We start from the raw sequence: 21,775 nt of genomic DNA on the forward strand, positions 1-21,775 counted from the left end.
GGATCAGCTGTCAAGATCGGCATCCCATTTGGACTCGCCGAGGCGCGTCGACGCATATGCCGGAAAGCACGAAGGGCCGCGGAAGCTTGGAAACGCAGGAAGTGGGCGCTGGTAGGTCGCGCGAATCGCGGGAGGCTTGAAGCGCGAAGCACGGGAAGGTCGGGAGCGCAAGGGGCACGAAGTGCAGGAAGCACGAAGTGCAGGAAGCACGAAGTGCAGGAAGCGCGAAGTGCAGGAAGCGCGAAGTGCAGGAAGCGCGAAGTGCAGGAAGCGCGAAGTGCAGGAAGCGCGAAGTGCAGGAAGCGCGGAAACGCGGAAACGCGGAAACGCAGGGAAGCCGGCCAGACGGAGGTCAGTGTGGGGGGAAGGTGCTGGCGCGGGGGATGAAGGTGGCTGGTGCTGGGACGGTCCGGCCGGGGGGCTGATCGTCGAGCACGAGACGCATGGCGTCGGCTCCCATTTGGGACAGGTCAAGGCGCACGGTCGACAGCGACGGAGTGACGTCCACGGCAACGGGCAGGTCGTCGAAACCGACGACGGAGACGTCGGTGCGGCCTGCTTCGCGGAGTGCCGCCAGGGCACCGACCGCCATGAGGTCGTTGAGCGCGAACACGGCCGTCACGTCACCTATGGCTGACAGTGAAGAATGGCCGCCCGCGCGGGTGAAGTCAGCCTCCACAACAGACACTGGCATCAGCACAGACTTGAAACCCGCGAGTCGGGCCGAGACGGTCGCCAAAGTGGACGGTCCGGTGATGACGCCAACTCGCTTGTGCCCCAACGACTTCAGGTGCGCGGCGGCCAGCGCACCGCCGTCAAAGTTGGCTGGCTCGACGGTGTCGAAGTCGCCGTGCGGGCCGATGGCCACGACCCGTCCGCCGGAGTCGACAAAAGCGGTGAGTTCAGCCGACAGCGAGAAGTCCTCGAACGCGGAACCGGCGAGCAGCACGGCACGGGCGCGCTGGGCACGCAGGCGGGCGAGGTAGTCGCGTTCCAGAGCCGGGTCGCGGAACGTGTTGGCCACCAGCACCATCAGGTCGTGGTCGCGGGCGACGCCCATGGCGCCGGTCGCGATGGCGGCGAAGTAGGGGTCAGCGATGTCGTGCACGAGCAACCCGACGACGGTGCTGCGTGAGCGGGCAAGCGACTGCGCGGGAGCGTGCGGGACGTAGCGCAACTCAGCGGCCGCCGCGGCCACCCGCTCCGCTAGGCCGGGCGCTGGCGTGCGCCCGCCGCTGCCGTGCAGCACTCGGGACGCCGTCGCGAGGGATACCCCGGCGAGGGTGGCGACTTGCTGCAAGGTCGGACCGGTTGACGTGGCACGTGGCATGTGCGTAGGGTACGCCGGAAAGCGCTTTCCATCCACGAGGAGTGAGCATATGGACCGCAAGTCGATCGGCATCATCATGAACGGGGTGACCGGACGGATGGGCTACCGCCAGCACCTGGTGCGGTCCATCCTTGCGATTCGGGAGCAGGGCGGGCTCGCCCTCGCCGACGGAACCGTTATCTGGCCCGAGCCGGTGCTCGTCGGCCGCAACGCGGCGAAGCTCGAGCAACTGGCCGCCCAGCACGGGCTGACCCGGTTCACCACCGACCTCGACGCGGCGCTTGCCGACGAGAGCAACGAGATCTACTTCGACGCGCAGGTGACCACGGCCCGGGTCGCCGCGCTAAAGAAGGCGATCGCGGCAGGCAAGCACACCTACACGGAGAAGCCCACGGCGGAAACGCTCGGCGAAGCGCTTGAGCTGCACCGCCTCGGCGTGGCGAGCGGTAAGACACACGGTGTCGTGGCCGACAAGCTGTACTTGCCGGGCCTGCGCAAGCTCAAGCGTCTCGTGGACTCTGGCTTCTTCGGGCGCATCCTCGACGTACGCGTCGACTTTGGATATTGGGTCTTCGAGGGCGACTGGCAGCCCGCTCAGCGCCCGAGCTGGAACTACCGCGCCGAAGACGGCGGCGGCGTCATCCTCGACATGTTCCCGCACTGGCGTTACGTGCTCGATCACGTCATCGCGCCGGTGAAGTCCGTCTACGCGCACGCCACGACCCACATCCCGCAGCGCTGGGACGAGGCCGGAAAGCCTTATGCCGCAACGGCTGACGACGCGGCCTACGGCGTGTTCGAGCTTGAGGGCGGCATCATCGCACAGGTCAACACCACCTGGACGACCCGTGTCGACCGCACCGAGCTGGTTACCTTCCACGTCAACGGCACCAACGGAAGTGCCGTGGCCGGTCTGCGCGGCTGCCGCGTTCAGCACCGCAACACGACACCCAAACCGGTGTGGAACCCTGATCTGCCTGTCACGCACGACTTCCGCTCGCAGTGGACCGAGGTTCCCGAAAATGACGTGTACGACAACGGTTTCAAGGCGCAGTGGGAGGAGTACCTCAACGCTGTCGTGACCGGAATGCCTTATGAGCACGACTTGCTCGCCGGCGCCAAGGGTGTTCAGCTCGCCGAGCTGGGGCTGCGCTCAGCCAAGGAGGGCGTCCGGTTCCAGGTTGAGGACCTCGCATGAGCCGCACCTTCTACGCCGCCGCGCACGTGGTCGCGACGTCGGACACGGACATCGACTGGGACGCGACCCTTCGCTTCCGCCATCACCTGTGGTCACTGGGACTCGGGATCGCCGATGCCATGGACACCGCGCAACGCGGCATGGGCCTATCGTGGGACGCGACCCAGCAGCTCATCAAGCTATCCGGGGCCGAAGCCAGATCCGTTGGGGGCCTTCTTGCCTGCGGTGTGGGTACTGACCAATTGCCCGCCGGAACACACGACTTAACCGCGATCGAGTCGGCCTACTCCGAGCAGCTGGAAGTGGTTCAGGCAGCGGGCGCCAACGTCATCCTCATGGCGTCGCGAGCCCTGGCCAAGGTCGCCACCAAAGCGGACTACCTCGCGCTCTACAGCCGGATGCTCGCCCGGTCGGACAAACCCGTGATCCTGCACTGGCTGGGTGACATGTTCGACCCTCAGCTCGCCGGCTACTGGGGATCGTCCGATTTGGACGAAGCAGCCGACACGGTCCTTGAGCTGATGCACGCGAACGCGGCGAAGGTTGACGGCATCAAGGTGTCGCTTTTGGACGCTGACCGGGAAATCGCCCTGCGGGCAAAGCTTCCCGAGGGTGTCCGGCTCTACACGGGCGACGACTTCAACTACCCGTCGCTGATCGCGTCAGGTTCACACGCTCTGCTCGGCATCTTCGACGCGATCGCGGTGCCAGCCGCGGCGGCGCTCAAGTTGCTGAACGCAGGCGATGTCGATGGCTTCCGAGCGCTCCTCGATCCCACGGTCCCGTTGGCACGTCACATCTTCGAGACGCCAACGTTCAACTACAAGACCGGCATCGTCTTCCTGGCTTGGCTCAACGGTCACCAGGAGCACTTCCGCATGGTCGGTGGTCTCGAAACGGCCCGCTCACCTGAGCACCTGAAGAAGCTCTACGAGCTGGCTCTCGAAGCAGGCGTCATCGCCGACCCGGAGTTCGCCGCCGCCCGCCTCACCACAGCCTTCCCCTCCTGATCCACATCCCGCCAGACGTGATCAACAGGCTGTTCGATCACGTCCCAGCGGATGTGGATCTCAGATAGGGATGTGGATCATGATGAAGCCCGGGCCGCGCGGAGTCGAATGGCGGAGCTTCGCGCGGACCCGGCGGCGGCTGAGCCCGTGATGTACGAACCGGCGCGGGCTGAGCCCGTGATGCACGAACCGGCGCGGGCTGAGCCCAAGACGCGCGGACCCCACGTGGGCTGAGCCCGGGATGCGCGGAGCTTGACGTCCTCGCGGGAGGGACGGTCTGGACCAGAAACCGGCGCTTCGCGCGCTGCCTTATCGTGCGGCGCCGAAGCTGCTCCGCAGCCGACGCCGGGACATCGGAAAGGAAAGGTTATGAAGCTTTCGCTGAACACGGCGACTGTCAAGAAAGCCAGCCTGGCTGAGGCGGCGAAGTTGTGTGCTGACAACGGGATCGAAGGCATCGGGCCGTGGCGCGATGTGGTGGAGCAGGCTGGCGGTGCCGCTGAGGCCAAGAAGCTGCTTGACGCGCATGGGCTGACGGTCACGAGTTTGTGCCGGGGTGGGTTCTTCCACCTCGGCATCGAGGACACGAAGAAGGCGATCGACGAGGCGTCCACATTGGACGCGAAAGAGCTGATCCTCGTCGTGGGCGGAATGCCCTACGGCTCAAAGGATCTGGGCAAGGCCCGGCAGAATGTCAGGGACAGCATCGAGCAGCTGGTGCCTTTCGCCCGCGAGCGCAACGTCAGGCTCGCCATCGAGCCGTTGCATCCGATGTTCTGCGCGGACCGGGCCGTGGTCAGCACGCTCGGCCAAGCGCTCGACATCGCGGAGCTGTTCACACCAAGTGAAGTGGGCGTCGTCGTCGACACGTACCACGTCTGGTGGGACCCCGAGCTGGAAAAGCAGATCGCACGGGCAGGCGAGCGGATCGCGAGTTATCAGGTCTGTGACTGGGTCGTCCCGCTGCCCGCTGACATGCTGCTGGGCCGAGGTCACGTGGGCGACGGTCACATCGACTTTCCCTACCTCACGAGCCTCGTCAAAGCAGCTGGCTACACCGGATTCACCGAGGTCGAGATATTCAACCAAGTTGTCTGGGACACCCCGGCGGCCGAGACGATCGCTACTGTGCGAAACCGATGGAACCTAGTGACGGGGCTAGACGACTAGAGACTGTGACCTTTGCGGAGGCGTACGCGACGCAGTACGACCCCTTGGTGCGCTTTGCCTATGTCACGACCGGAGACCTCGGTGTAGCCGAGGACATCGTCCAGGACGTGTTCGCTGAGCTGTACCGGCATATGGCCTCCGTGACGACGCCCGAGGCGTGGCTGCGGCGGGCCGTGGCCAACCGTTCGATCTCGTGGCTGCGCCGCGTCACCGTGGCGAGGCGCTACCTGGCGCGGGGCATCGTCAACGCGCACCACGATCCACCAAACGCGGATGACACCGCTGTCCGGAAGGCGCTGCTGAAACTCAAGCCGCGTTACCGGGCGGCGGTGTTTCTACGTTTCTACCTCGATATGTCCGAAGCAGACATCGCTGAGGCACTCGGGTGCCGGCCCGGCACGGTGAAGTCGATTCTGCACCGCGCCCTGATCATGCTGAGGGAGGACCTCGATGACCGACCGAACGATTGAGCGGGTCCGTGCCTATATCGTGGCGATCGAGGTGCCGCAACGCCCTGCCTTCGTCACGCCACCACCGCGCAGGCACCGGCTCGTGCCGGTGGCGGCCGCGCTAGCGGTGTTCGCGGTGCTGTTCATTGTCGTGGTGCGGCCCGACCGCGTGCTGCTGGAGGCTGCCTCTGATGGCGGCACCGGTCAGACGTGGGCGTTTCCGGATCAGTTCGCCGCCTACTCCTACCTGACCGCGAGTGTCTCCGAGTCGCCGCCCGGTCCCGTGATCGCGTACTACCACCAAGGCTGCGGGTGTGAGCTCTTTGACTACCCGCAAACCCTGGTGCTGAGCGCTTTCACGGATCGCTATCGTCGCGTGGACGTCGCGGAAAACAACTCTGGCCCAGCTTTGCTGTCACCGGCCGGCGACCGCGTCGCTGTCGGCTCCCGCATTCCACTCACGGGACTGTCCATGGTGGACCTGGTGACCGGGCAAACGAAGCTCTTCGAGACGCCGCGCCCGTTCATGCCGGTCGCCTGGTCGCCCAACTTCCGTTACCTCGCTGGTGTTTGGCAGGGCTGGCAGCACGACGGCGGCCCACTCATGCTCTTCGACGTCGACACGGGACAGGTCACCCAGCTCAGCTACTTAGACGTTTCGATGGCGGCTTTTTCGCCTGACGGCACCGAACTAGCAGTCCAAAACGGCAACGAGCTACTCGTGATCGACCTGTTCGGCAACGAAAGACGCAAGCTGGGCACCGGAACCCAGCTGCTGCTCAACGGATCGTCGTGGTCCCCAGACGGAAAGTTGCTTATCACCTGGCAAGACGGTCAGGGCCTGTCCTTCGCCGACGCGACCGGCACCGGAGCGCCCGTGCCTGCGCCACTTGGCATTGGCGGTCCGCAAGGGGCGGCGTGGATCAGTGAGCGGAAAGTGCTGACGAGCGGCGGGGGTCTCATCGAATCCGATGTGGACACAGGGGTCTCGCGGGTCATCAGCCGGTTCAACTCAGGCCCGTTCGACAACTTCCACATGGGCCAGATGCAGTTCGCCTATGCCATGTTGCCCATAGTTCAGGTCCGCCCAGCGGGATGGTTCACCGACCGTGGGCCGCTCAACACCTGGCTCCAGCTGATCTCAGCCGGGCTGGTGCTCGCGCTGCTGACGTGGCTGGGGCTCAGACTGGCACGACGAGCACGGGCGCCGCGGGCGTCAAGTCAGTGACCGGAGCCTGATCGACATCGCCGGCCGCGGTGATGACCACCGCGGCCTCCAAAGTGGACGCACCAGCGGCCACGGCGTTGGCCACGGCGAGCTGTAACGCGGTGATCGTGTATGAGGGGCGGCTGATCGTCACGCCCGTGTAGCTGCGCCCATCGCCATCGCGCACCGCCGCGCCTTCGGCCGCACCGACCCGGGCGCGGGCCGACTTGGCGAGCGTCACGAGCTTGGCGTCCTCAGCTGAGAGGTCAGACATCGGCCAGGTGCCTTTCCTGATCGGGAGCGGTGCGGTGAACCAGAACTGTATCAATGTGATTGCGGCGCCCTGTTGTGCCTTCGGCAACCAGGGTCAGACCGCCGACAGCCGCGGAAGACCCAGGAATGGGTACTCTGCCGAGCGCCTGCGCGAGCAAACCGCCCACGGTTTCGACTTCGTCGGCGGGCAACTCGACATCGAACACGTCACCGAGGTCTTCGATGGGCAGCCGCGCCGAAACCCGCACGTGCTCCTCATCGATGCGCTCGATCGGTGGCCTTTCCACGTCGTATTCGTCAGTGATCTCACCGACGATCTCCTCAAGGATGTCTTCGATCGTGATCAGACCCGCCGTGCCGCCATATTCGTCGATGACGATGGCGATGTGCGTGCGGGCGGCCTGCATCTCGGAGAGCAGATCGTCGACCGGCTTGGACTCGGGCACGAAAACGGCTTCCCGCTTGAGGATGCTGACCTGAGTGCGGGCGGCGGTGCCTTCCTGAACGCGGCGCGCGATGTCCTTGAGGTAGACCACGCCCTCAACGTCGTCAATGGACTCACCGACGACTGGGATGCGTGAGAACCCTGAGCGCAACGCCAAAGCCAGCGCCTGCTCCGCGTTCTTGGAAGCCTCGATCCAGACCATCTCGGTGCGGGGCACCATGACTTCGCGGGCGATCGTGTTGCCGAGAGCGAACACGGAATGGATCATCTCGCGCTCGCCGTGCTCCACGACGCCTCGCTGCTCGGCCAGGTCGACCAGCTCGCGCAGCTCCACCTGAGTCGCGAAAGGACCTTCACGGAAACCCCGGCCCGGGGTCACCGCGTTACCGATTTTGATGAGCAGATTAGCCAGCGGGTTGAGGATGCGGCCGAGCCCGCGCAGCACCGGCGCGGTTGCACGGCCGACCTTGTAGGCGTGCTGACGCCCGATCGTGCGGGGCGCCACCCCAACGACGACATAGCTCACGACTGTCATCGCGGCGGCCGTCACGATCGCGGCCTTCCACGCCGAACCCCGGAACGTTTCTACCGCGACGAGCGCGACCAGGGTGGTGGCGGTCAGCTCAAAGAGCAACCGCAGCAACAAAAGCAAGTTGATGTGCTTGACGGCCTCACCAGAAACCGCTTGCAGCGCAGCGGCTCCACGCTTGCCCTCGCGCGCCATTTCGGCCGCGCGGGCAGGAGACACCGCTCCGAGCGCGGCCTCGGTCATCGCGAAGACGCCGGCGAAGACGACCAGTACCGCTGCCGCGCCAATCAATGTGGCATCTGGCAGCCCGCCTAAATCCCCGCTCACCGTCGCGCCTGCCAGCTTTCCAGCAGCTTGCCCTGCAGGGAGAACATCTCCCGCTCCTCCTCCGGCTCGGCATGGTCATAGCCGAGCAAGTGCAGCACTCCATGGATGGTCAGCATCGTCATCTCATCAGCCGCGTTGTAGTTGCTATCGACTGGCTTGATTATTTCAGCACCATCGAGCCGCATGCGAGGGTCAGGGCTGCCATACTTCGCCGCCTGCGCCTCAGCCACCTCTGGGCAGAGCACGATGTCGCCCAAAAGCGTTGGCGCGGCGGCTGGTTCGGCCGGCCCGTGATCGATGCTGCTCTCATCCATGGGGAAGGCAAGGACGTCCGTCGGGCCGTCCTTGCCCATCCACAGATGGTTGAGTTCCGCCATGTAGGCCGAATCGACCAGCAGCACGGAAAGCTCGACGAGCGGATTGACGCCCATCTGAGCCAGGGTGTGCCGGGCGACGGCGACGATCGCGTCGGCGTCCACATCCGCACCGGACTCGTTAGCGATCTCGATTGACATGTGCCCCTGCCGTTACCTTCGCCGGCCCGGGCGACGGGCTGGCATGGCGTGGACCGCCGAAGCGGGTTCCTCCTGCGCCGCGTCCCACTTTTCGTAAGCATCCACGATCTCACCGACAAGCCGGTGCCGGACCACGTCCGCGCTGGTGAGTCTAGAGAAGTGGACATCTTCGACGTCGTGCAGGATCTCCTGCACCACGCGAAGACCGCTGCGCGTGCCTCCTGGAAGGTCGACCTGCGTCACGTCACCGGTGACCACGATCTTCGAGTTGAACCCGAGCCGCGTCAGGAACATCTTCATCTGTTCCGGCGTCGTGTTCTGCGCTTCATCGAGGATGATGAACGCATCGTTGAGCGTGCGGCCACGCATGTAGGCCAGTGGGGCGACCTCGATCGTTCCCTGCGTCATCAGGCGCGGGATCGAGTCGGGGTCGATCATGTCGTGTAGCGCGTCATAGAGCGGCCGCAGATAAGGATCAATCTTCTCGTTGAGCGTGCCCGGAAGGAACCCGAGCCGCTCCCCCGCCTCGACCGCTGGCCGCGTCAGGATGATCCGGTTGATCTGCTTGGCTTGCAGCGCCTGCACGGCCTTGGCCATCGCCAGATAGGTCTTGCCCGTTCCGGCGGGGCCAATGCCGAACACGATCGTATTGGCATCGATCGCATCGACGTATTTCTTCTGCCCGAGAGTCTTGGGACGGATGGTGCGCCCGCGACGGGAGAGAATGTTGAGGGTAAGCACTTCAGCCGGGCGCTCGGCGGTCCCCTGGGTAAGCATGTCCACCGTGCGCCGGACGGCGTCTTCGGTCAGTGTCTCGCCTTTCTCAATGAGCTCCAGCAGCTCGCCAAAGAGCCGCTCCGCAAGGGCGTTGTCGGCAGGCGCTCCGCTGATCGTGATTTCGTTGCCCCGCACCATAATGTCGCTGGGCACAGCTTTCTCGATGAGCCGGAGGACCTTGTCCCCGGTGCCAAGGAGCTGGACCATGACGCGTGGGTCTGCAACCGTGATCTTGGTTTGTGTAGCAGCGCTCATAAAGCGGCCAGCCGGCCTACCGCCACCTGCTCTCTGTCTCGAAGTGTGACTCCTATGGTAGTCACAAGTCCCCGTATGTGCGCCCGCCTAATACGTGAGCGTGTGCGTGGAACACTGTCTGGCCCACAGCTGAACCCGTGTTGAACACCACCCGGAAGCCGCCTTCGAGCAGGCCTTCCTTCTCGGCGACCGCCGCCACGCTGGCGAGCACCTCGCCCGCCAGGGCCGGGTCAGCCGCCCCGAGCGCCGCCACATCGGCATGGTGCTGCTTGGGGATAACGAGCACATGCACCGGCGCTTTTGGACTGATGTCGCGAAACGCTAGCGTCGCAGGCGTTTCGTAGACCACGGTCGCGGGAATCTCGCCCGCCACGATCCGGCAAAACAGGCAGTCGGTCACGGGGTTCAATCTACCAACGGCCCAGGCGGGTGCTCAGAACCGAGAGCGCGGCGACGCCGGCGGTGGAGGTGCGCAGGACCGTGTCGCCGAGCTTCACCGGGATCGCTCCGCGTGCCGCGAAGGCGGCGATCTCACTGTCGTCGATGCCACCTTCCGGGCCGATGATCAGCGTGATGACCTCAGCCTCGGGCAGGCCGATCGTGCTCAGGCGCTCTTTGGCGTCTTCATGCAGGACAAACGCGGGTCCATCCAGCGACGCCGCTAACTGCTTCGTGCTTTGAAGATCACTAATAGGGGGTACTCGGTAACGCCTCGACTGCTTGGCCGCTTCACGAGCGGTCGACGCCCACTTCTCGCGCGCCTTGTCGCCACGGTCACCGCGCCATTGCGTGACCGAACGCTGAGCCGCCCACGGGATGATCGCGTCAACGCCCGTCTCGGTCATCGCCTGAACCGCTAGCTCGCCCCGGTCGCCTTTGGGCAAGCCCTGGGCGACGACGAGTCTTGGCGACGGGCTCTCGGAGTACCCCCGATGGGTTAGGAGGAGCGACAGGCTGGACTTGCCGGCGGCCTGGACACGCGCGGTGGCGAAGGCCCCTTGCCCGTCGCTAAGCAGCAGTTCCTCGCCGGGTTGCAGACGCTGAACGGCCGCGGCGTGACGGCCTTCCGGCCCGCCGAGTTCGAAGTGTTCCCCGGCGGGCAGCTGATCAACGAGAAAGAGCGGCAGTGACATCAGTGACCGTTGAAGGCGTCCCGCATCCGGGAGAAGAAACCGCCCTGTTTGGACAGTTCAGCGACCTCTTCCCCACGCTGGCGGGCGAACTCGCGCAGGACCTGCTCCTGAGCGGCGTCAAGCCTGGTCGGCGTGCGCACGTCGAGGTGCACGAACAGATCCCCCCGGCCCTGGCCCCGCAGGTGCGGAACGCCCTTGCCGCGAATGCGCAAAGTGGACCCCGGCTGCGTGCCCGACTTGACTTCGAGCTGCTCCTCGGAGTCGAGCGTCTTGATGGTCAAGCGCGTGCCCAAAGCGGCCGCCGTCATCGGGACCGTGACTTTGCAGTGCAGGTCATCGCCCTTACGTGCGTACACATCGTGCGCCCGTTCGTGGATCTCGACGTATAGGTCCCCTGACGGACCCCCACCCGGGCCGACCTCACCCTGACCGGCCAGGCGAATGCGCATGCCATCTTCGACCCCGGCCGGGATCTTCACGGTCAGGCTGCGGCGGGTGCGGACCCGGCCGTCGCCGCCACACGTGGAGCAAGGGTGCGGGATGACCGTGCCATAGCCCGCGCACGCCCCACAGGGCCGCGACGAGACCACTTGGCCCAGGAACGTGCGCTGCACCGACTGGACCTCGCCACGGCCGCCACAGGTGTCACAGGTCTGCGGGTGCGTTCCCGGCGCTGTCCCGGCGCCGGTGCACGTGGTGCACAGCACAGCGGTGTCAACGGTGATCGGCGCTTCCACGCCGAAGGACGTCTCCACGAGATCCAGGTCGAGACGCAGAATCGCGTCAGCACCGGGACGCGTCCTCGGGCGCGGGCCGCGAGCCTGCGCACCACCGAAGAAGGCGTCCATGATGTCCTGGAACCCGACGAACGGGCCGCCCGGTCCACCAGGCCCACCCATGCCACCGCCGCCTGGGCCGAGCGGATCGCCGCCCAGATCCACCATCTGCCGCTTCTGGTCGTCCGACAGGACCTCGTAGGCGTTATTGATGTCCTTGAACTTCTCCGCGGCACCGGGGTCGTCGTTGACGTCGGGGTGATACTGGCGCGCCAGCTTGCGGTAAGCCCGCTTGATGTCGTCAGCAGTGGCATCCCTGGGCACGCCCAGAATGCCGTAGTAATCCTTGGCCACGTTTGTCCTTTTCGTCTCCGCACGAGAATCCCGCCAGCGAGCCGCCGGGCCGTTCGTCGAGGTTAATGCTGTGTCAGGAGGTCGCCGACGTAACGGGCGACCGCCCGTACCGTCGCGATGGTGCCGGGGTAGTCCATGCGGGTGGGGCCGAGCACGCCGAGCCCACCCACCACGGTGCTGCCAGGACCGTAACCGGTGCTGACGACCGAAGTGGTGCGCAGGTCAGCGTATTCATTCTCATCGCCAATGCGCACGAGCGCACTGCCTGCCTTCACCTCATCGAAGAGCTTGAGCAGGATGACCTCTTCCTCAAGCGCTTCAAGGATCGGGCGCAGTGAGCCGGCCAGGTCGAGGCCGTTATAACGAGTCAGGTTGGCTGTCCCGGCGAGCGCGATCCGCTCTTCGTGCCGCTCCACGAGCGTCTCCAGCAGCACCACGGCGAGCGCGTTCATCGCTGGCTGCGCGAGCTGATCGGCCAGAGCCTGAACCAGCGGTGGGGTATCGACGAGCTTCGCACCGACGAGCTTCTCATTCAGGTGCCGGGTCAGGGTTTCGATGTCCTCCACCGGGGTCGGCTCGGGCAGCTCGACCACGCGCTGCTCCACCCGGCCGGTGTCGGTGATCATGACCAACAGCAAGCGGGTCGTCGAGACCGGCACCAGCTCCAGGTGACGCACGGAGCTGCGGCTCAGACTTGGGTACTGCACGACGGCGACCTGGCGCGTCAGCTGGGCGAGCAGGCGAACCGCCCGGTGCACCACATCGTCAAGGTCGACGGCGCCAATGAGGAACCGCTCGATCGCCCGGCGCTCAGCCGGTGAGAGCGGCTTCACTTTGGACAGTCTGTCCACGAACAGCCGGTAACCACGGTCGGTGGGCACCCGTCCCGCACTGGTGTGCGGCTGGCGGATGTAACCCTCCTCCTCCAGCACGGCCATGTCGTTGCGCACTGTGGCCGGAGACACCCCGAGGGAATGCCGTTCCACCAGCATTTTGCTGCCGACGGGTTCCTGAGTGGCGACATAGTCTTCGACTATGGCCCGCAGCACATCTAGCTTGCGGTCATCCAATGCCATGCACGCCCTCCCATCACCGTAGTCCGCTAGCACTCGACTGTAGCGAGTGCCAGTTTACTTCGGTTAGCCCTCGGGTGGCCTTTCTGCCCGGCCCAGCGGGCTGACCTGGATGTCACGAACCAGTCACGTGTGTTGACTGGCGCAGTTTGATCGTTAGTCCTAGCCTGTCGGGCATGAGTGAACCCACCCCGCCCGGCGTGCCGCAGGATCCTTCTGCGTCGACGCCGCCGGTCGCACCGCCTTCGGCCCCGGCTCCGCCACCACCGCCCCCGGGTGGCGGATACGCAGGCCCGCCTGTTTCCGGCAATGTCGCCCCAACCGGCTACGCCAACAGCGATGAGAAGACGTGGGCTCTCATCGCCCACTTCGGCGGCATCCTCGTCGGCTTCCTCGCCCCGCTGGTCGCCATGCTGGTCAAGGGCAACGAATCCCCGACGGTTCGTGCCCACTCGGTCGAGGCACTGAACTTCCAGATCACGGTGGCTATCGCCTACGTAGTCTCAATCATCCTGAGCTGCACCGTGATCCTGGCATTCCTGCCTTTCGTGGTCTGGATCGCTGCCACGATCTTCGCTGTCCTGGCTGGCATGAAGGCCAACGAGGGCGTTCTTTACCGCTACCCGGCGACCCTTCGCCTGGTCAAGTAAGCAACGACCGGACCACAGCGTCCGCGAGCAACCGGCCGCGCAGCGTCAGCGTTGCGCGGCCTTCGCTTATCTCCAGCAGGCCTGGCTCCACTTTGGACACGTCGACGGTGCTGGTATCCAGCCCTTCGCGCAAACGCGTCTGAAGCAAGACATCTTCGGTTTCACGCTGCTCTGCCGTCAGGATCTCGCGGGCGAGCCCAGGTGACTTTCCTTGCCCGAGGCGCTCGGCATAACGCTTGGGGTGCTTGACATTCCACCACCGGACGCCGCCGTAATGACTGTGTGCTCCGGGGCCTAGGCCCCACCAGTCGCCGCCACGCCAGTAGAGCAAGTTGTGCTGACATTGCGCCTGCGGGGAGGTGGCCCAGTTGGAGACCTCATACCACTGGAAACCCTTGGCGCTCAAGTGTTCCTCCGCCGCCAGGTAACGGTCGGCGGCCACATCGTCGTCGGGTTGCGGGATCTCACCCTTTTGCACCTGGCGCGCCAGCCTCGTGCCGTCTTCGACGATGAGTGAATACGCACTGATGTGATCGACCCCAGCGCCGGTGGCTTTCTCAAGCGAGAGTTCAAAGTCCTCTTTGGACTCGCCGGGTGTCCCGTAAATCAGGTCTAGGTTGACGTGTTTGAACCCCGCTTCGCGGGCCTCGGTGGCGGCCTGTGGTGCGCGGCCCGGCCGGTGCTGGCGTTCGAGGATGCGCAACACGTTGCTGGCCGCCGACTGCATGCCGAGGCTGATGCGGGTAAAGCCAAGCCGCCTGAGCTGTTTGAGGCTGTCTGGCGTCACGGATTCCGGGTTGGCTTCCGTCGTGACCTCGGCGCCTTTCTCTAGTCCCCAGGTCTTGTCGATCTCGTCGAGAAGACCGCCAAGTTGCCCTGGGGTCAGCATTGTCGGGGTGCCGCCGCCAACGAAAACCGTCCGCACCTGCCCAGGCGCGATGGTTTCCTTGGCCAGCTTTAGCTCACGTTTGACGGCTTCTAAGTAGCCGTCTATATCCGCGCCGCCCAGCTCGCCCGGTGTGTAGGTGTTGAAGTCGCAGTAGCCACAGCGGCTGGCGCAAAACGGCACGTGCAGATAGACGCCAAAGCCCCGCTTGCCCGCGATCTCATGCGCGCCTGCGGGAAGCGAGCCATCATCGGGAACCGGATCGCCGTCGGGAAGCTGTGCCACACCGTCTAGTCTGCCTGCATGTCCTTCATCCAGCTAAGCCAGGCGGCCGGGGTCACGAAGATCACCCTGGACTCACCCTCGAACCGCAACGCCCTGTCCTCCGGGCTCATGCGCGAGCTGCTTGCCGCGCTTGCTGACGCTGCCACTGATGAGGCGACCCGTGTCGTCGTGCTCGATCACACCGGCCCGGTCTTCTGCTCCGGCGCCGACCTCGCCGAGACCGCGGCGGCCACCTCGGCCGGGCAGATGCCCGCGAACACGCTCGGCGAAATTCTCGAAGCTGTCGCCACCTGCCCCAAGCCGGTCATCGCCGCCGTGCGCGGACCGGCCCGCGCGGGAGGTGTCGGCTTGATCGCCGCCGCCGACCTGGCCGTCTGCTCGACCGAGGCCACGTTCGCGTTCTCTGAAGTGCGCATCGGTGTCGTCCCCGCGCTCATCTCCTCGACCGTCCTGCCGCGACTGCGCCCGCGCGACGCTGCGGAGCTGTATTTGACCGGTGATGTCTTCGATGGGGCGCGGGCCGCGTCAGCGGGACTGGTCAATGTGGCCGTTCCTGCGGCCGACATTGATTCCATAGTGGACAAATGGACCGCGTCGCTCGTGCGCGGTGCGCCCCGTGCCCTCGCCGCGAGCAAGGAACTGTTGCGCCGCAACATATCCCTGGCCGACCTGCCCGAGCTGTCCGTCCTATCGCTGGAGTTCTTCACCTCCGCCGAAGGCCGCGAAGGAGTCATGGCTTTCCGCGAGAAGCGATCGGCATCCTGGGTTCCCAGTGCGTAAGGTTGGAGGATGCGCTCGGGCAAAGGGGTCATCGCGCTAGTCCTGCTCGCCGTGGTCTTCGGCTTCGGTGTCTACTTAGCACGCCAGCAGTTCAGCACCGTGCCCGATGAGGATCATGCCCAGTGCACGGTCGGCAAAGTCTCCCTCGATCAAGGCCAGCTCGCGAGCGCGTCCACTATCGCCGCCGTCGGCATCGGCCGTGAGCTGCCCGAGCACGCGATCGTCATCGCGCTGGCGACGGCGCTGCAGGAATCCAAGCTGCGCAATCTCCAGCACCTCGGCAGCCGCAACGATCACGATTCGGTGGGCTTGTTCCAGCAGCGGCCGAGCCAGGGCTGGGGCACCGAGGAGCAACTGCTCGATCCCCGTTTCGCGGCTAATGCGTTCTTTGATGCCCTGCTCAAGATCGAGGGCTGGGATTCGTTGCGGATCACGGAGGCGGCTCAGCGAGTACAAAAATCTGCTTATCCAGAGGCCTATGAAAAGTGGGCCGACGAGGCTCAGGTTCTCGCTGGAGCGTTGACCGGAGGCACGCCTGGGTCGGTCGAGTGCGCCACTCCCGCCTACGCCGAGCCTCCCCTGCCCGCCGCTGACCACCTGCGCGGCGACTTTGGCGATGCCGCACCGACGGTTCATGCCAGCCAGGACACCCTCGTGATGCCGGTCGCCGATACCCGCTCCGGCTGGCAAGTCGCGCACTGGCTGGTGGCCCAGGCAGATGTCACTGGGGTAACAAAAGTGGCATATCGCGACCAAGAGTGGTCGGCCGATAACGGCACGTGGGTGACTAAGACTTCGATCAGCAACGAAGTGACGGCACAGGTTCTCCCGGCCCGGTAAACGCGAGTTACTATCGGCTCCTTGTTGCCGGAAAGCTAGGGGAGGAAATGAGTATCACCCCTCAAGACGATGTCGCCTACACCCCGATTAGCGATGTCGAACGTAAGGAATTCCTCGACCAGGGCTTTTTGCTAGTCCGCAATGTGCTCGCAGAAGATCACCGTCAGCGGCTTGAGGCCGCGATGGACCGCGTCTACGCGGAGGAGATCGCGGCCGGCAAGGGTTCTAAGGACGGCACCGTCCACCTGCTTGGCTTCCTTAACCGCGACGAGCTCTTTGGTGAGCTGCTGACGCACGGCCCCGTCTTCCGCTACATGTGGGGCCTGGCCGGCTGGAACATCTACACGCACCACAATCACCTCGACGTGACACCGCCCGCCTCCGAGCCGGAGAAGCCCTACTGGGGCTGGCATCAGGACAGCTACCGGCAGAACTCCGACCCGGAGACGATGGACCCGAACCTGCCCCGGCCCATGCTGTCGCTGAAGGTCGGCTACGTCATCTCTGACCTGAGCGAGACCGGCCGTGGCGCCACCAAGGTGATTCCCGGTAGTCACCTGCGAAACACGCTGCCGCGCCCGGCTGACACGAGCGTGCACAACCCGGATCCCGAAGGCACGCTCGAAATCACGGCTAACCCGGGCGACTGCTTCATTTTCGACCGCCGCATGTGGCACTCCCGCTCGACGAACCTGTCCACGATCACGCGGAAAATGCTGTTCATCGGATATACCTACCGGTGGATCCGCCCGCTCGACGACATGCCGATCGACAAGTCGAGCCAGTGGTGGGCCAACCGCACTCCGGTCCAGCAGCAGCTCCTCGGAGACGCGCCGCACACCGCCAACTACTACGGCGTCAACTGGGACGGTTTCATCGACGAGAACATTCCGCTGCGCAAGGAACTCAGGGAACGCGGTCTGCTCGACCGTTCCGTTCCCTGGCTGCGCTAGCGTTTACACATGATGAAAGGCCGTCCAATGTGGACGGCCTTTCATGGTTTTCGCGTTTCCTTACGGATGCGTGATGCACTCCCCGCCGACGAACGCCGGGCTGTTGAGCGGAATCACGAGACCCACCAGGGACAGCGGGCTGTTCTCGCCACACCACTGGAAGGGCAGCAGCGTCATGTCAACGTTGCTGAGAATCGGCACCTCGGCCTGGTTGGCCCGGGGTTCGATGGTGACCGTGCCGTTGACACAGTCGCCGAGAACCGTGGTGGGCGAATTCGCCGCGACCACAGCGCCGACGCCAGCGACCGCGCTGGAGCCACAAACCTGCCACGGCGCTACCGCGAGCACCGATCCACTCAGGACAGACAGGAAGCTGTTAGGCCCAGTGCCGTCCGGTGCCTCAATTACGTGGTTGGCGTTGTGGCAGTCGCCCGTCACCGTGTTCGGTGAGTTGACCGCCACGGTCGCGCCGACACCAGCGACGGCGTTGGAGCCACAAACCTGCCACGGCAGAACGCTCACCGACGAGTCATCCAGAATCGAGATGAGCCCAGGCACCGTGTCCTGCTTGAGCAACACGTTGGCGTTCTTGCAGTCTCCGATGACCGTGTTGGCGTTGCCGGCCGAAGCCACCAAGCCCACGCCGGCCGGAACGTTGGAGCCACAGGCTTGCCACGGCGCTGCTTTGAGCGAGCTACCCACACCGATGGTGATGAGCGGCTGGTCGACATTGCCGTCAAGGCCAAGCAACCCCTGCTTCGCCAGCTGGTTCTTGTCGACCCGCAGAGCCGTCGTCGGGGTGGAGTCAGCTTTCGCCACGGATGCCGGGGGTGCAGCAGCGGCAGCGGTTCCCATTGCCGCCACTGTCGCCAGTGCACCAGCGGCGACAACTCCCGCCTTGCCTATCTGCATCGTCACTCCTTGTAAACAGTCCATTTAGCAGGAACGGGCGGGCCGCTGGCGCGACCCGCCCGGTTTTGCTTACCCGGCTACCGACTAGTCGATGACCGTGTTGGCGTTGTTGCAGTCGCCGTAAACGGTGTTCGGCGAACCGAGGTTGGCGGTGACACCGACGCCGGAAACCGTCGTCGAGCCGCAGACCTGCCAGTCAGCAACGCTCAGACGCGAGTTGTCGAGCACCGAGATGATGGCGGTCGGGTCGTCCTGGTCGATCCAGACGTTGGCGTTGTCACAGTCGCCCCAGATGGTCGACGGCGACTGTCCGGAAACAACAGCACCCAGACCCCAGACAGCCTCGCTGCCACAGGCCTGCCAGGTGGCAGCGGTCGCTGCCGAGCCCGAGCCGACGGAGATCGCCGACTGCGGCTCCTGCTCCCACGGCGCCGACCAGCCGTTGCGGGCCTGCGGCGCAGCCGGGGCCTTGGCGGATGCCTGGCGGGTCGCCCACGCGTTGCGGGCGTCCGTCGCGGCGTCCTTCTTGGCCGCCGCAACCTTGTTCGTGGCCGCGCGAACCAGCTCGGCGCCCACTGTCGCCGACTCCTCGTAGCCGTGCTCGCGGGTGATCACGATGTTGCCGTTCTTGCAGTCACCGATCACGGTGTTCGCCGACAGCAGGGAAACCGTGCCACCAACGCCACCCATGACGGTGGAGCCACAGGCCTGCCAGGTCGCGACCGACAGCGCGCTGTCGTTCAGAACTGAGATCACGGCAGGGATCGTGTCCTGCTTGAGCTTGATGTTGCCGTTGTTGCAGTCACCGAACACAGTGTTCGGTGAGATGAGGTCCGCCGTAATACCGACACCGGCAACCGCGGCTGAGCCACAGATCTGCCAAGCGGCTGCCTGGGCCACCGAACCTGTGCCAACCGAGATGGCTGACTGCGCCGGCTGGTCCCACGGTGCGCTCCAGCCGCCACGAGCCAGGTTCAAAGTACTGGCCTGGGTGAGCGCTGAGGCATCTACGGAGGGTGCCGCCGCGGCAGGAGCCCCCATGATCGCCACGCTCGCGAGCGCGCCTGTGGCGACGACTCCGGCCTTCTTAATCTGCATCGTCACTCCTTGTGCGATTTTGGTATCCGCGATAGCCTCATATCAGGCGAAAGCGGCAAAACACTGCACTCTGGGTAACGATGTGCTGATCAGGCAGTTACTCGAACCTGTCGGGTTTTTGACATTGAACCGCGCGGGTCATTGTGCTGAACGCTAGCTCTGGCAAATCCCTTAGCGAAAACCATTGGTATTCCAATGTTTCCTGCGGGTCGATGATGAGCGACGCCCCGTGCGGGAGCCGGGCCCACCAGAAACAGTCGAGCACCGAGAGCAACTCGCCCTGGAACTCATAGCTGCCAATCCACATCCCCGCGAACGGTCCAAGATGGACATCGACGCCGAGTTCTTCCCTGCCTTCGCGGACAGCCGCGTCAGCCGGCTCCTCCCACGTGTCGCAGAAACCGCCAGGCGTCTCCCACATGCCCTTCTTGGGATCGCGGGCGCGCTTAAGCAGCAACAGTTCGTCACGGTCGTTGAGAATCAGCAAACTGGCTGTGGGGCGAGGATTGACGTAATGCTCGTAGCCACAATCGTGACAGCGCATCGCGTCAAGCTTCGCCCCACACCGGGAGCAGAAGTTACTCACTTCTTCTTCGCGTCAGGTGACTCCGAAGTGGACAGAGCGGCGATGAAGGCCTCTTGCGGCACCTCCACGCGGCCGACCATCTTCATGCGCTTCTTGCCTTCCTTCTGCTTCTCCAGCAGTTTGCGCTTACGGCTGATGTCACCGCCGTAGCACTTGGCGAGAACGTCTTTCCGGATCGCGCGAATCGTTTCGCGGGCAATCACCCGGGAGCCCACGGCAGCCTGAATGGGCACCTCAAACTGTTGCCTGGGGATCAGTTCACGCAACTTCGCCGCGATCATCGTGCCGTAGGCGTAAGCCTTTTCCTTGTGCACGATCGCGGAGAACGCGTCCACCGCCTCACCCTGCAACAGGATGTCCACCTTGACCAGATCCGCAGCCTGCTCACCGCTGGGCTCGTAGTCGAGGCTCGCGTAACCCTTAGTGCGTGACTTCAGCTGATCGAAGAAGTCGAAAATGATCTCGCCTAGCGGCATGGTGTAGCGCAGCTCGACCCGGTCAGCCGACAGATAATCCATGCCCTGCAGCGAACCGCGGCGCCCCTGGCAAAGCTCCATCACGGCACCGACGTAGTCGTTGGGCGTGAGCACCGTGGCCCGCACGGTCGGCTCGTGCACCTCGCCGATCTTGCCGGTCGGGTATTCGCTCGGGTTGGTGACCGTGACCTCTTTGCCGTCTTCCATGATCACGCGGTAGACCACGTTGGGCGCGGTCGAGATGAGCTCCAGCCCGAACTCGCGCTCTAGCCGCTCCCGGATGATCTCCAGGTGCAGCAGGCCCAGGAAGCCAACGCGGAACCCGAATCCGAGCGCCGCACTCGACTCCGGCTCGTAGACCAGTGCCGCGTCGTTGAGCTTCAGCTTGTCCAGAGCCTCACGCAGGTCGGGATAATCGGAACCGTCCAACGGATACAGTCCCGAGTAGACCATCGGCTTCGGGTCCTTATAGCCACCGAGCGCCGTCTTGGCTGGCCTGTTGTTGATCGTGATGGTGTCACCGACGCGCGACTGGCGCACATCCTTCACACCCGTGATCAGATAGCCCACCTCGCCAACGCCGATCGCCTGCGACTTCACCGGCTCCGGCGAGATGACGCCCAGCTCCAGCAACTCGTGCACGGCTCCCGTGGACATCATCTTGATCCGCTCACGGGCCTCGATGCGGCCGTCGATCACACGGACATAGGTGACCACGCCGCGGTAGATGTCGTACACGGAGTCGAAGATCATCGCTCGGGCGGGAGCGCTCGCGTCACCCACTGGCGCGGGCAGCTGCCGCACGATCTCGTCGAGCAGGTGCGGCACGCCGATGCCCGTCTTACCCGAGACACGCAAGCAGTCCTCGGGCTGACAGCCGATCAGGTGCGCGAGCTCCTCGGCATATTTCTCCGGTTGAGCCGCCGGAAGGTCGATCTTGTTCAAGACCGGGATGACAGTGAGATTGTTCTCCATCGCCAGGTAGAGGTTCGCCAGCGTTTGCGCCTCGATCCCCTGCGCGGCGTCAACCAGCAGCACGGCTCCTTCACACGCCGCCAAGCTGCGCGACACCTCATAGGTGAAGTCCACGTGGCCAGGGGTGTCGATCATGTTGAGCACAGCTTGCTCGCCCGTGCGCTCGCCCTCACGGATCGTCCACGGCATCCGGACCGCCTGGCTCTTGATCGTGATGCCCCGCTCACGCTCGATGTCCATGCGGTCCAAGTACTGGGCGCGCATCAAGCGGGGGTCAACGACCTCGGTCAACTGCAGCATCCGGTCCGCCAGCGTCGACTTGCCGTGGTCGATGTGGGCGATGATGCAGAAGTTGCGAATGGCGTCGGGGGCGGTGGCGCCGGGCAAATTCGATCCGAGCGTCGGTGGCACGGTGGTCCGATCTATATCAGCGTGGGTTGACACTCTATGTTCCCATGACCGTCCAGGAACTTGCCGAGGGATAAACCACTGGCGGTTACGTGCGCTCCCCCG

The 21,775-nt window shown here is 64.8% G+C and carries 23 protein-coding genes; 9 read left to right on the forward strand and 14 right to left on the reverse strand.

All coding sequences use genetic code 11. The features are described 5' to 3' along the window. Nucleotides 1–352: 352 nt before the first annotated feature. Nucleotides 353–1,330, reverse strand: coding sequence for a LacI family DNA-binding transcriptional regulator (locus A3E1_RS0118335; RefSeq protein ID WP_020522257.1), 978 nt, complete (start codon nucleotides 1,328–1,330; stop codon nucleotides 353–355). Between the two features lie 49 nt (nucleotides 1,331–1,379). On the opposite strand from A3E1_RS0118335, the gene A3E1_RS0118340 reads away from it, so the two are divergent. The 5 genes from A3E1_RS0118340 (at nucleotide 1,380) to A3E1_RS0118365 (ending at nucleotide 6,385) form a co-directional block, all read left to right on the forward strand. Beyond that, nucleotides 1,380–2,528 (forward strand): Gfo/Idh/MocA family protein, encoded by a 1,149-nt coding sequence (locus tag A3E1_RS0118340; RefSeq protein ID WP_020522258.1) that lies wholly within the window; start codon nucleotides 1,380–1,382, stop codon nucleotides 2,526–2,528. After that, a complete protein-coding gene (locus tag A3E1_RS40865) occupies nucleotides 2,525–3,538 on the forward strand; it encodes a dihydrodipicolinate synthase family protein (protein ID WP_020522259.1) in 1,014 nt (337 codons plus the stop codon). Before A3E1_RS0118340 ends, A3E1_RS40865 begins: the two co-directional genes overlap by 4 nt. Nucleotides 3,539–3,907: 369 nt before the next feature. Then, nucleotides 3,908–4,708, forward strand: a complete 801-nt coding sequence (locus A3E1_RS0118355; protein ID WP_020522261.1) for a sugar phosphate isomerase/epimerase family protein — start codon at nucleotides 3,908–3,910, stop codon at nucleotides 4,706–4,708. Nucleotides 4,709–4,713: 5 nt separating this feature from the next. Then, a complete protein-coding gene (locus A3E1_RS0118360; RefSeq protein ID WP_020522262.1) occupies nucleotides 4,714–5,178 on the forward strand; it encodes an RNA polymerase sigma factor in 465 nt (154 codons plus the stop codon). Beyond that, entirely contained in the window at nucleotides 5,159–6,385 is a 1,227-nt protein-coding gene (locus tag A3E1_RS0118365; RefSeq protein ID WP_026208567.1) for a hypothetical protein, read from the forward strand. Before A3E1_RS0118360 ends, A3E1_RS0118365 begins: the two co-directional genes overlap by 20 nt. Here the strand turns inward: A3E1_RS0118365 and A3E1_RS0118370 are convergent. From A3E1_RS0118370 to hrcA, 8 genes are all read right to left on the reverse strand, one after another. Then, entirely contained in the window at nucleotides 6,339–6,638 is a 300-nt protein-coding gene (locus A3E1_RS0118370) for a hypothetical protein (protein WP_020522263.1), read from the reverse strand. The genes A3E1_RS0118365 and A3E1_RS0118370 overlap by 47 nt on opposite strands. Beyond that, nucleotides 6,631–7,938: a hemolysin family protein gene (locus tag A3E1_RS0118375; protein WP_020522264.1), complete on the reverse strand. Its 1,308-nt coding sequence runs from the start codon at nucleotides 7,936–7,938 to the stop codon at nucleotides 6,631–6,633. The genes A3E1_RS0118370 and A3E1_RS0118375 overlap by 8 nt, the downstream gene beginning before the upstream one ends. Further along, nucleotides 7,935–8,453 (reverse strand): rRNA maturation RNase YbeY, encoded by a 519-nt coding sequence (ybeY, locus tag A3E1_RS0118380; RefSeq protein ID WP_020522265.1) that lies wholly within the window; start codon nucleotides 8,451–8,453, stop codon nucleotides 7,935–7,937. Before ybeY ends, A3E1_RS0118375 begins: the two co-directional genes overlap by 4 nt. Before the next feature lie 12 nt (nucleotides 8,454–8,465). Beyond that, nucleotides 8,466–9,485: a PhoH family protein gene (locus A3E1_RS0118385; protein WP_020522266.1), complete on the reverse strand. Its 1,020-nt coding sequence runs from the start codon at nucleotides 9,483–9,485 to the stop codon at nucleotides 8,466–8,468. Between the two features lie 61 nt (nucleotides 9,486–9,546). After that, complete coding sequence (locus A3E1_RS0118390; RefSeq protein WP_020522267.1) at nucleotides 9,547–9,885, reverse strand: histidine triad nucleotide-binding protein; 339 nt, start codon at nucleotides 9,883–9,885, stop codon at nucleotides 9,547–9,549. A 10-nt stretch (nucleotides 9,886–9,895) separates the two neighbouring features. Beyond that, a complete protein-coding gene (locus A3E1_RS0118395; protein ID WP_020522268.1) occupies nucleotides 9,896–10,618 on the reverse strand; it encodes a 16S rRNA (uracil(1498)-N(3))-methyltransferase in 723 nt (240 codons plus the stop codon). Further along, nucleotides 10,618–11,748: a molecular chaperone DnaJ gene (gene dnaJ / locus A3E1_RS0118400; RefSeq protein ID WP_020522269.1), complete on the reverse strand. Its 1,131-nt coding sequence runs from the start codon at nucleotides 11,746–11,748 to the stop codon at nucleotides 10,618–10,620. The genes A3E1_RS0118395 and dnaJ overlap by 1 nt, the downstream gene beginning before the upstream one ends. 62 nt (nucleotides 11,749–11,810) lie before the next feature. Continuing rightward, nucleotides 11,811–12,824, reverse strand: coding sequence for a heat-inducible transcriptional repressor HrcA (gene hrcA, locus A3E1_RS0118405; protein ID WP_020522270.1), 1,014 nt, complete (start codon nucleotides 12,822–12,824; stop codon nucleotides 11,811–11,813). Nucleotides 12,825–12,997: 173 nt separating this feature from the next. Here hrcA and A3E1_RS0118410 point away from each other — a divergent pair, with 173 nt between their 5' ends. Further along, nucleotides 12,998–13,471: a DUF4870 domain-containing protein gene (locus A3E1_RS0118410; protein WP_020522271.1), complete on the forward strand. Its 474-nt coding sequence runs from the start codon at nucleotides 12,998–13,000 to the stop codon at nucleotides 13,469–13,471. On the opposite strand, the gene hemW is transcribed toward A3E1_RS0118410, so the two are convergent. Further along, on the reverse strand, nucleotides 13,464–14,642 hold the full coding sequence (gene hemW, locus A3E1_RS0118415) for a radical SAM family heme chaperone HemW (RefSeq protein WP_020522272.1): 1,179 nt from the start codon (nucleotides 14,640–14,642) through the stop codon (nucleotides 13,464–13,466). The genes A3E1_RS0118410 and hemW overlap by 8 nt on opposite strands. 18 nt (nucleotides 14,643–14,660) lie before the next feature. Between hemW and A3E1_RS0118420 the strand changes: the two genes are divergently transcribed. The 3 genes from A3E1_RS0118420 to A3E1_RS0118430 are packed head-to-tail and all read left to right on the forward strand — an operon-like array spanning nucleotide 14,661 to nucleotide 17,215. Next, nucleotides 14,661–15,422, forward strand: coding sequence for an enoyl-CoA hydratase-related protein (locus A3E1_RS0118420; RefSeq protein WP_020522273.1), 762 nt, complete (start codon nucleotides 14,661–14,663; stop codon nucleotides 15,420–15,422). Between the two features lie 9 nt (nucleotides 15,423–15,431). Beyond that, nucleotides 15,432–16,262 (forward strand): hypothetical protein, encoded by an 831-nt coding sequence (locus A3E1_RS0118425; protein WP_020522274.1) that lies wholly within the window; start codon nucleotides 15,432–15,434, stop codon nucleotides 16,260–16,262. A gap of 47 nt (nucleotides 16,263–16,309) precedes the next feature. Next, nucleotides 16,310–17,215: a phytanoyl-CoA dioxygenase family protein gene (locus tag A3E1_RS0118430; protein ID WP_020522275.1), complete on the forward strand. Its 906-nt coding sequence runs from the start codon at nucleotides 16,310–16,312 to the stop codon at nucleotides 17,213–17,215. Nucleotides 17,216–17,275: 60 nt separating this feature from the next. Here A3E1_RS0118430 and A3E1_RS0118435 read toward each other — a convergent pair whose 3' ends face one another. The 4 genes from A3E1_RS0118435 to lepA all read right to left on the reverse strand — a co-directional run bounded on the left by A3E1_RS0118435 (nucleotide 17,276) and on the right by lepA (nucleotide 21,673). Continuing rightward, nucleotides 17,276–18,127, reverse strand: coding sequence for a hypothetical protein (locus tag A3E1_RS0118435; protein ID WP_020522276.1), 852 nt, complete (start codon nucleotides 18,125–18,127; stop codon nucleotides 17,276–17,278). A gap of 84 nt (nucleotides 18,128–18,211) precedes the next feature. Next, nucleotides 18,212–19,225, reverse strand: a complete 1,014-nt coding sequence (locus A3E1_RS0118440; RefSeq protein ID WP_020522277.1) for a hypothetical protein — start codon at nucleotides 19,223–19,225, stop codon at nucleotides 18,212–18,214. A 97-nt stretch (nucleotides 19,226–19,322) separates the two neighbouring features. Continuing rightward, complete coding sequence (locus tag A3E1_RS44880; protein ID WP_085952247.1) at nucleotides 19,323–19,769, reverse strand: NUDIX hydrolase; 447 nt, start codon at nucleotides 19,767–19,769, stop codon at nucleotides 19,323–19,325. 38 nt (nucleotides 19,770–19,807) lie between these two features. Beyond that, nucleotides 19,808–21,673 carry a translation elongation factor 4 gene (gene lepA / locus A3E1_RS0118450; protein ID WP_020522279.1) on the reverse strand — a complete coding sequence of 622 codons (1,866 nt, stop codon included), beginning with the start codon at nucleotides 21,671–21,673 and terminating at the stop codon, nucleotides 19,808–19,810. Nucleotides 21,674–21,775 lie beyond the last annotated feature (102 nt).

The organism is Catelliglobosispora koreensis DSM 44566, from assembly GCF_000379685.1.
Classification (GTDB): Bacteria; Actinomycetota; Actinomycetes; order Mycobacteriales; family Micromonosporaceae; genus Catelliglobosispora; species Catelliglobosispora koreensis.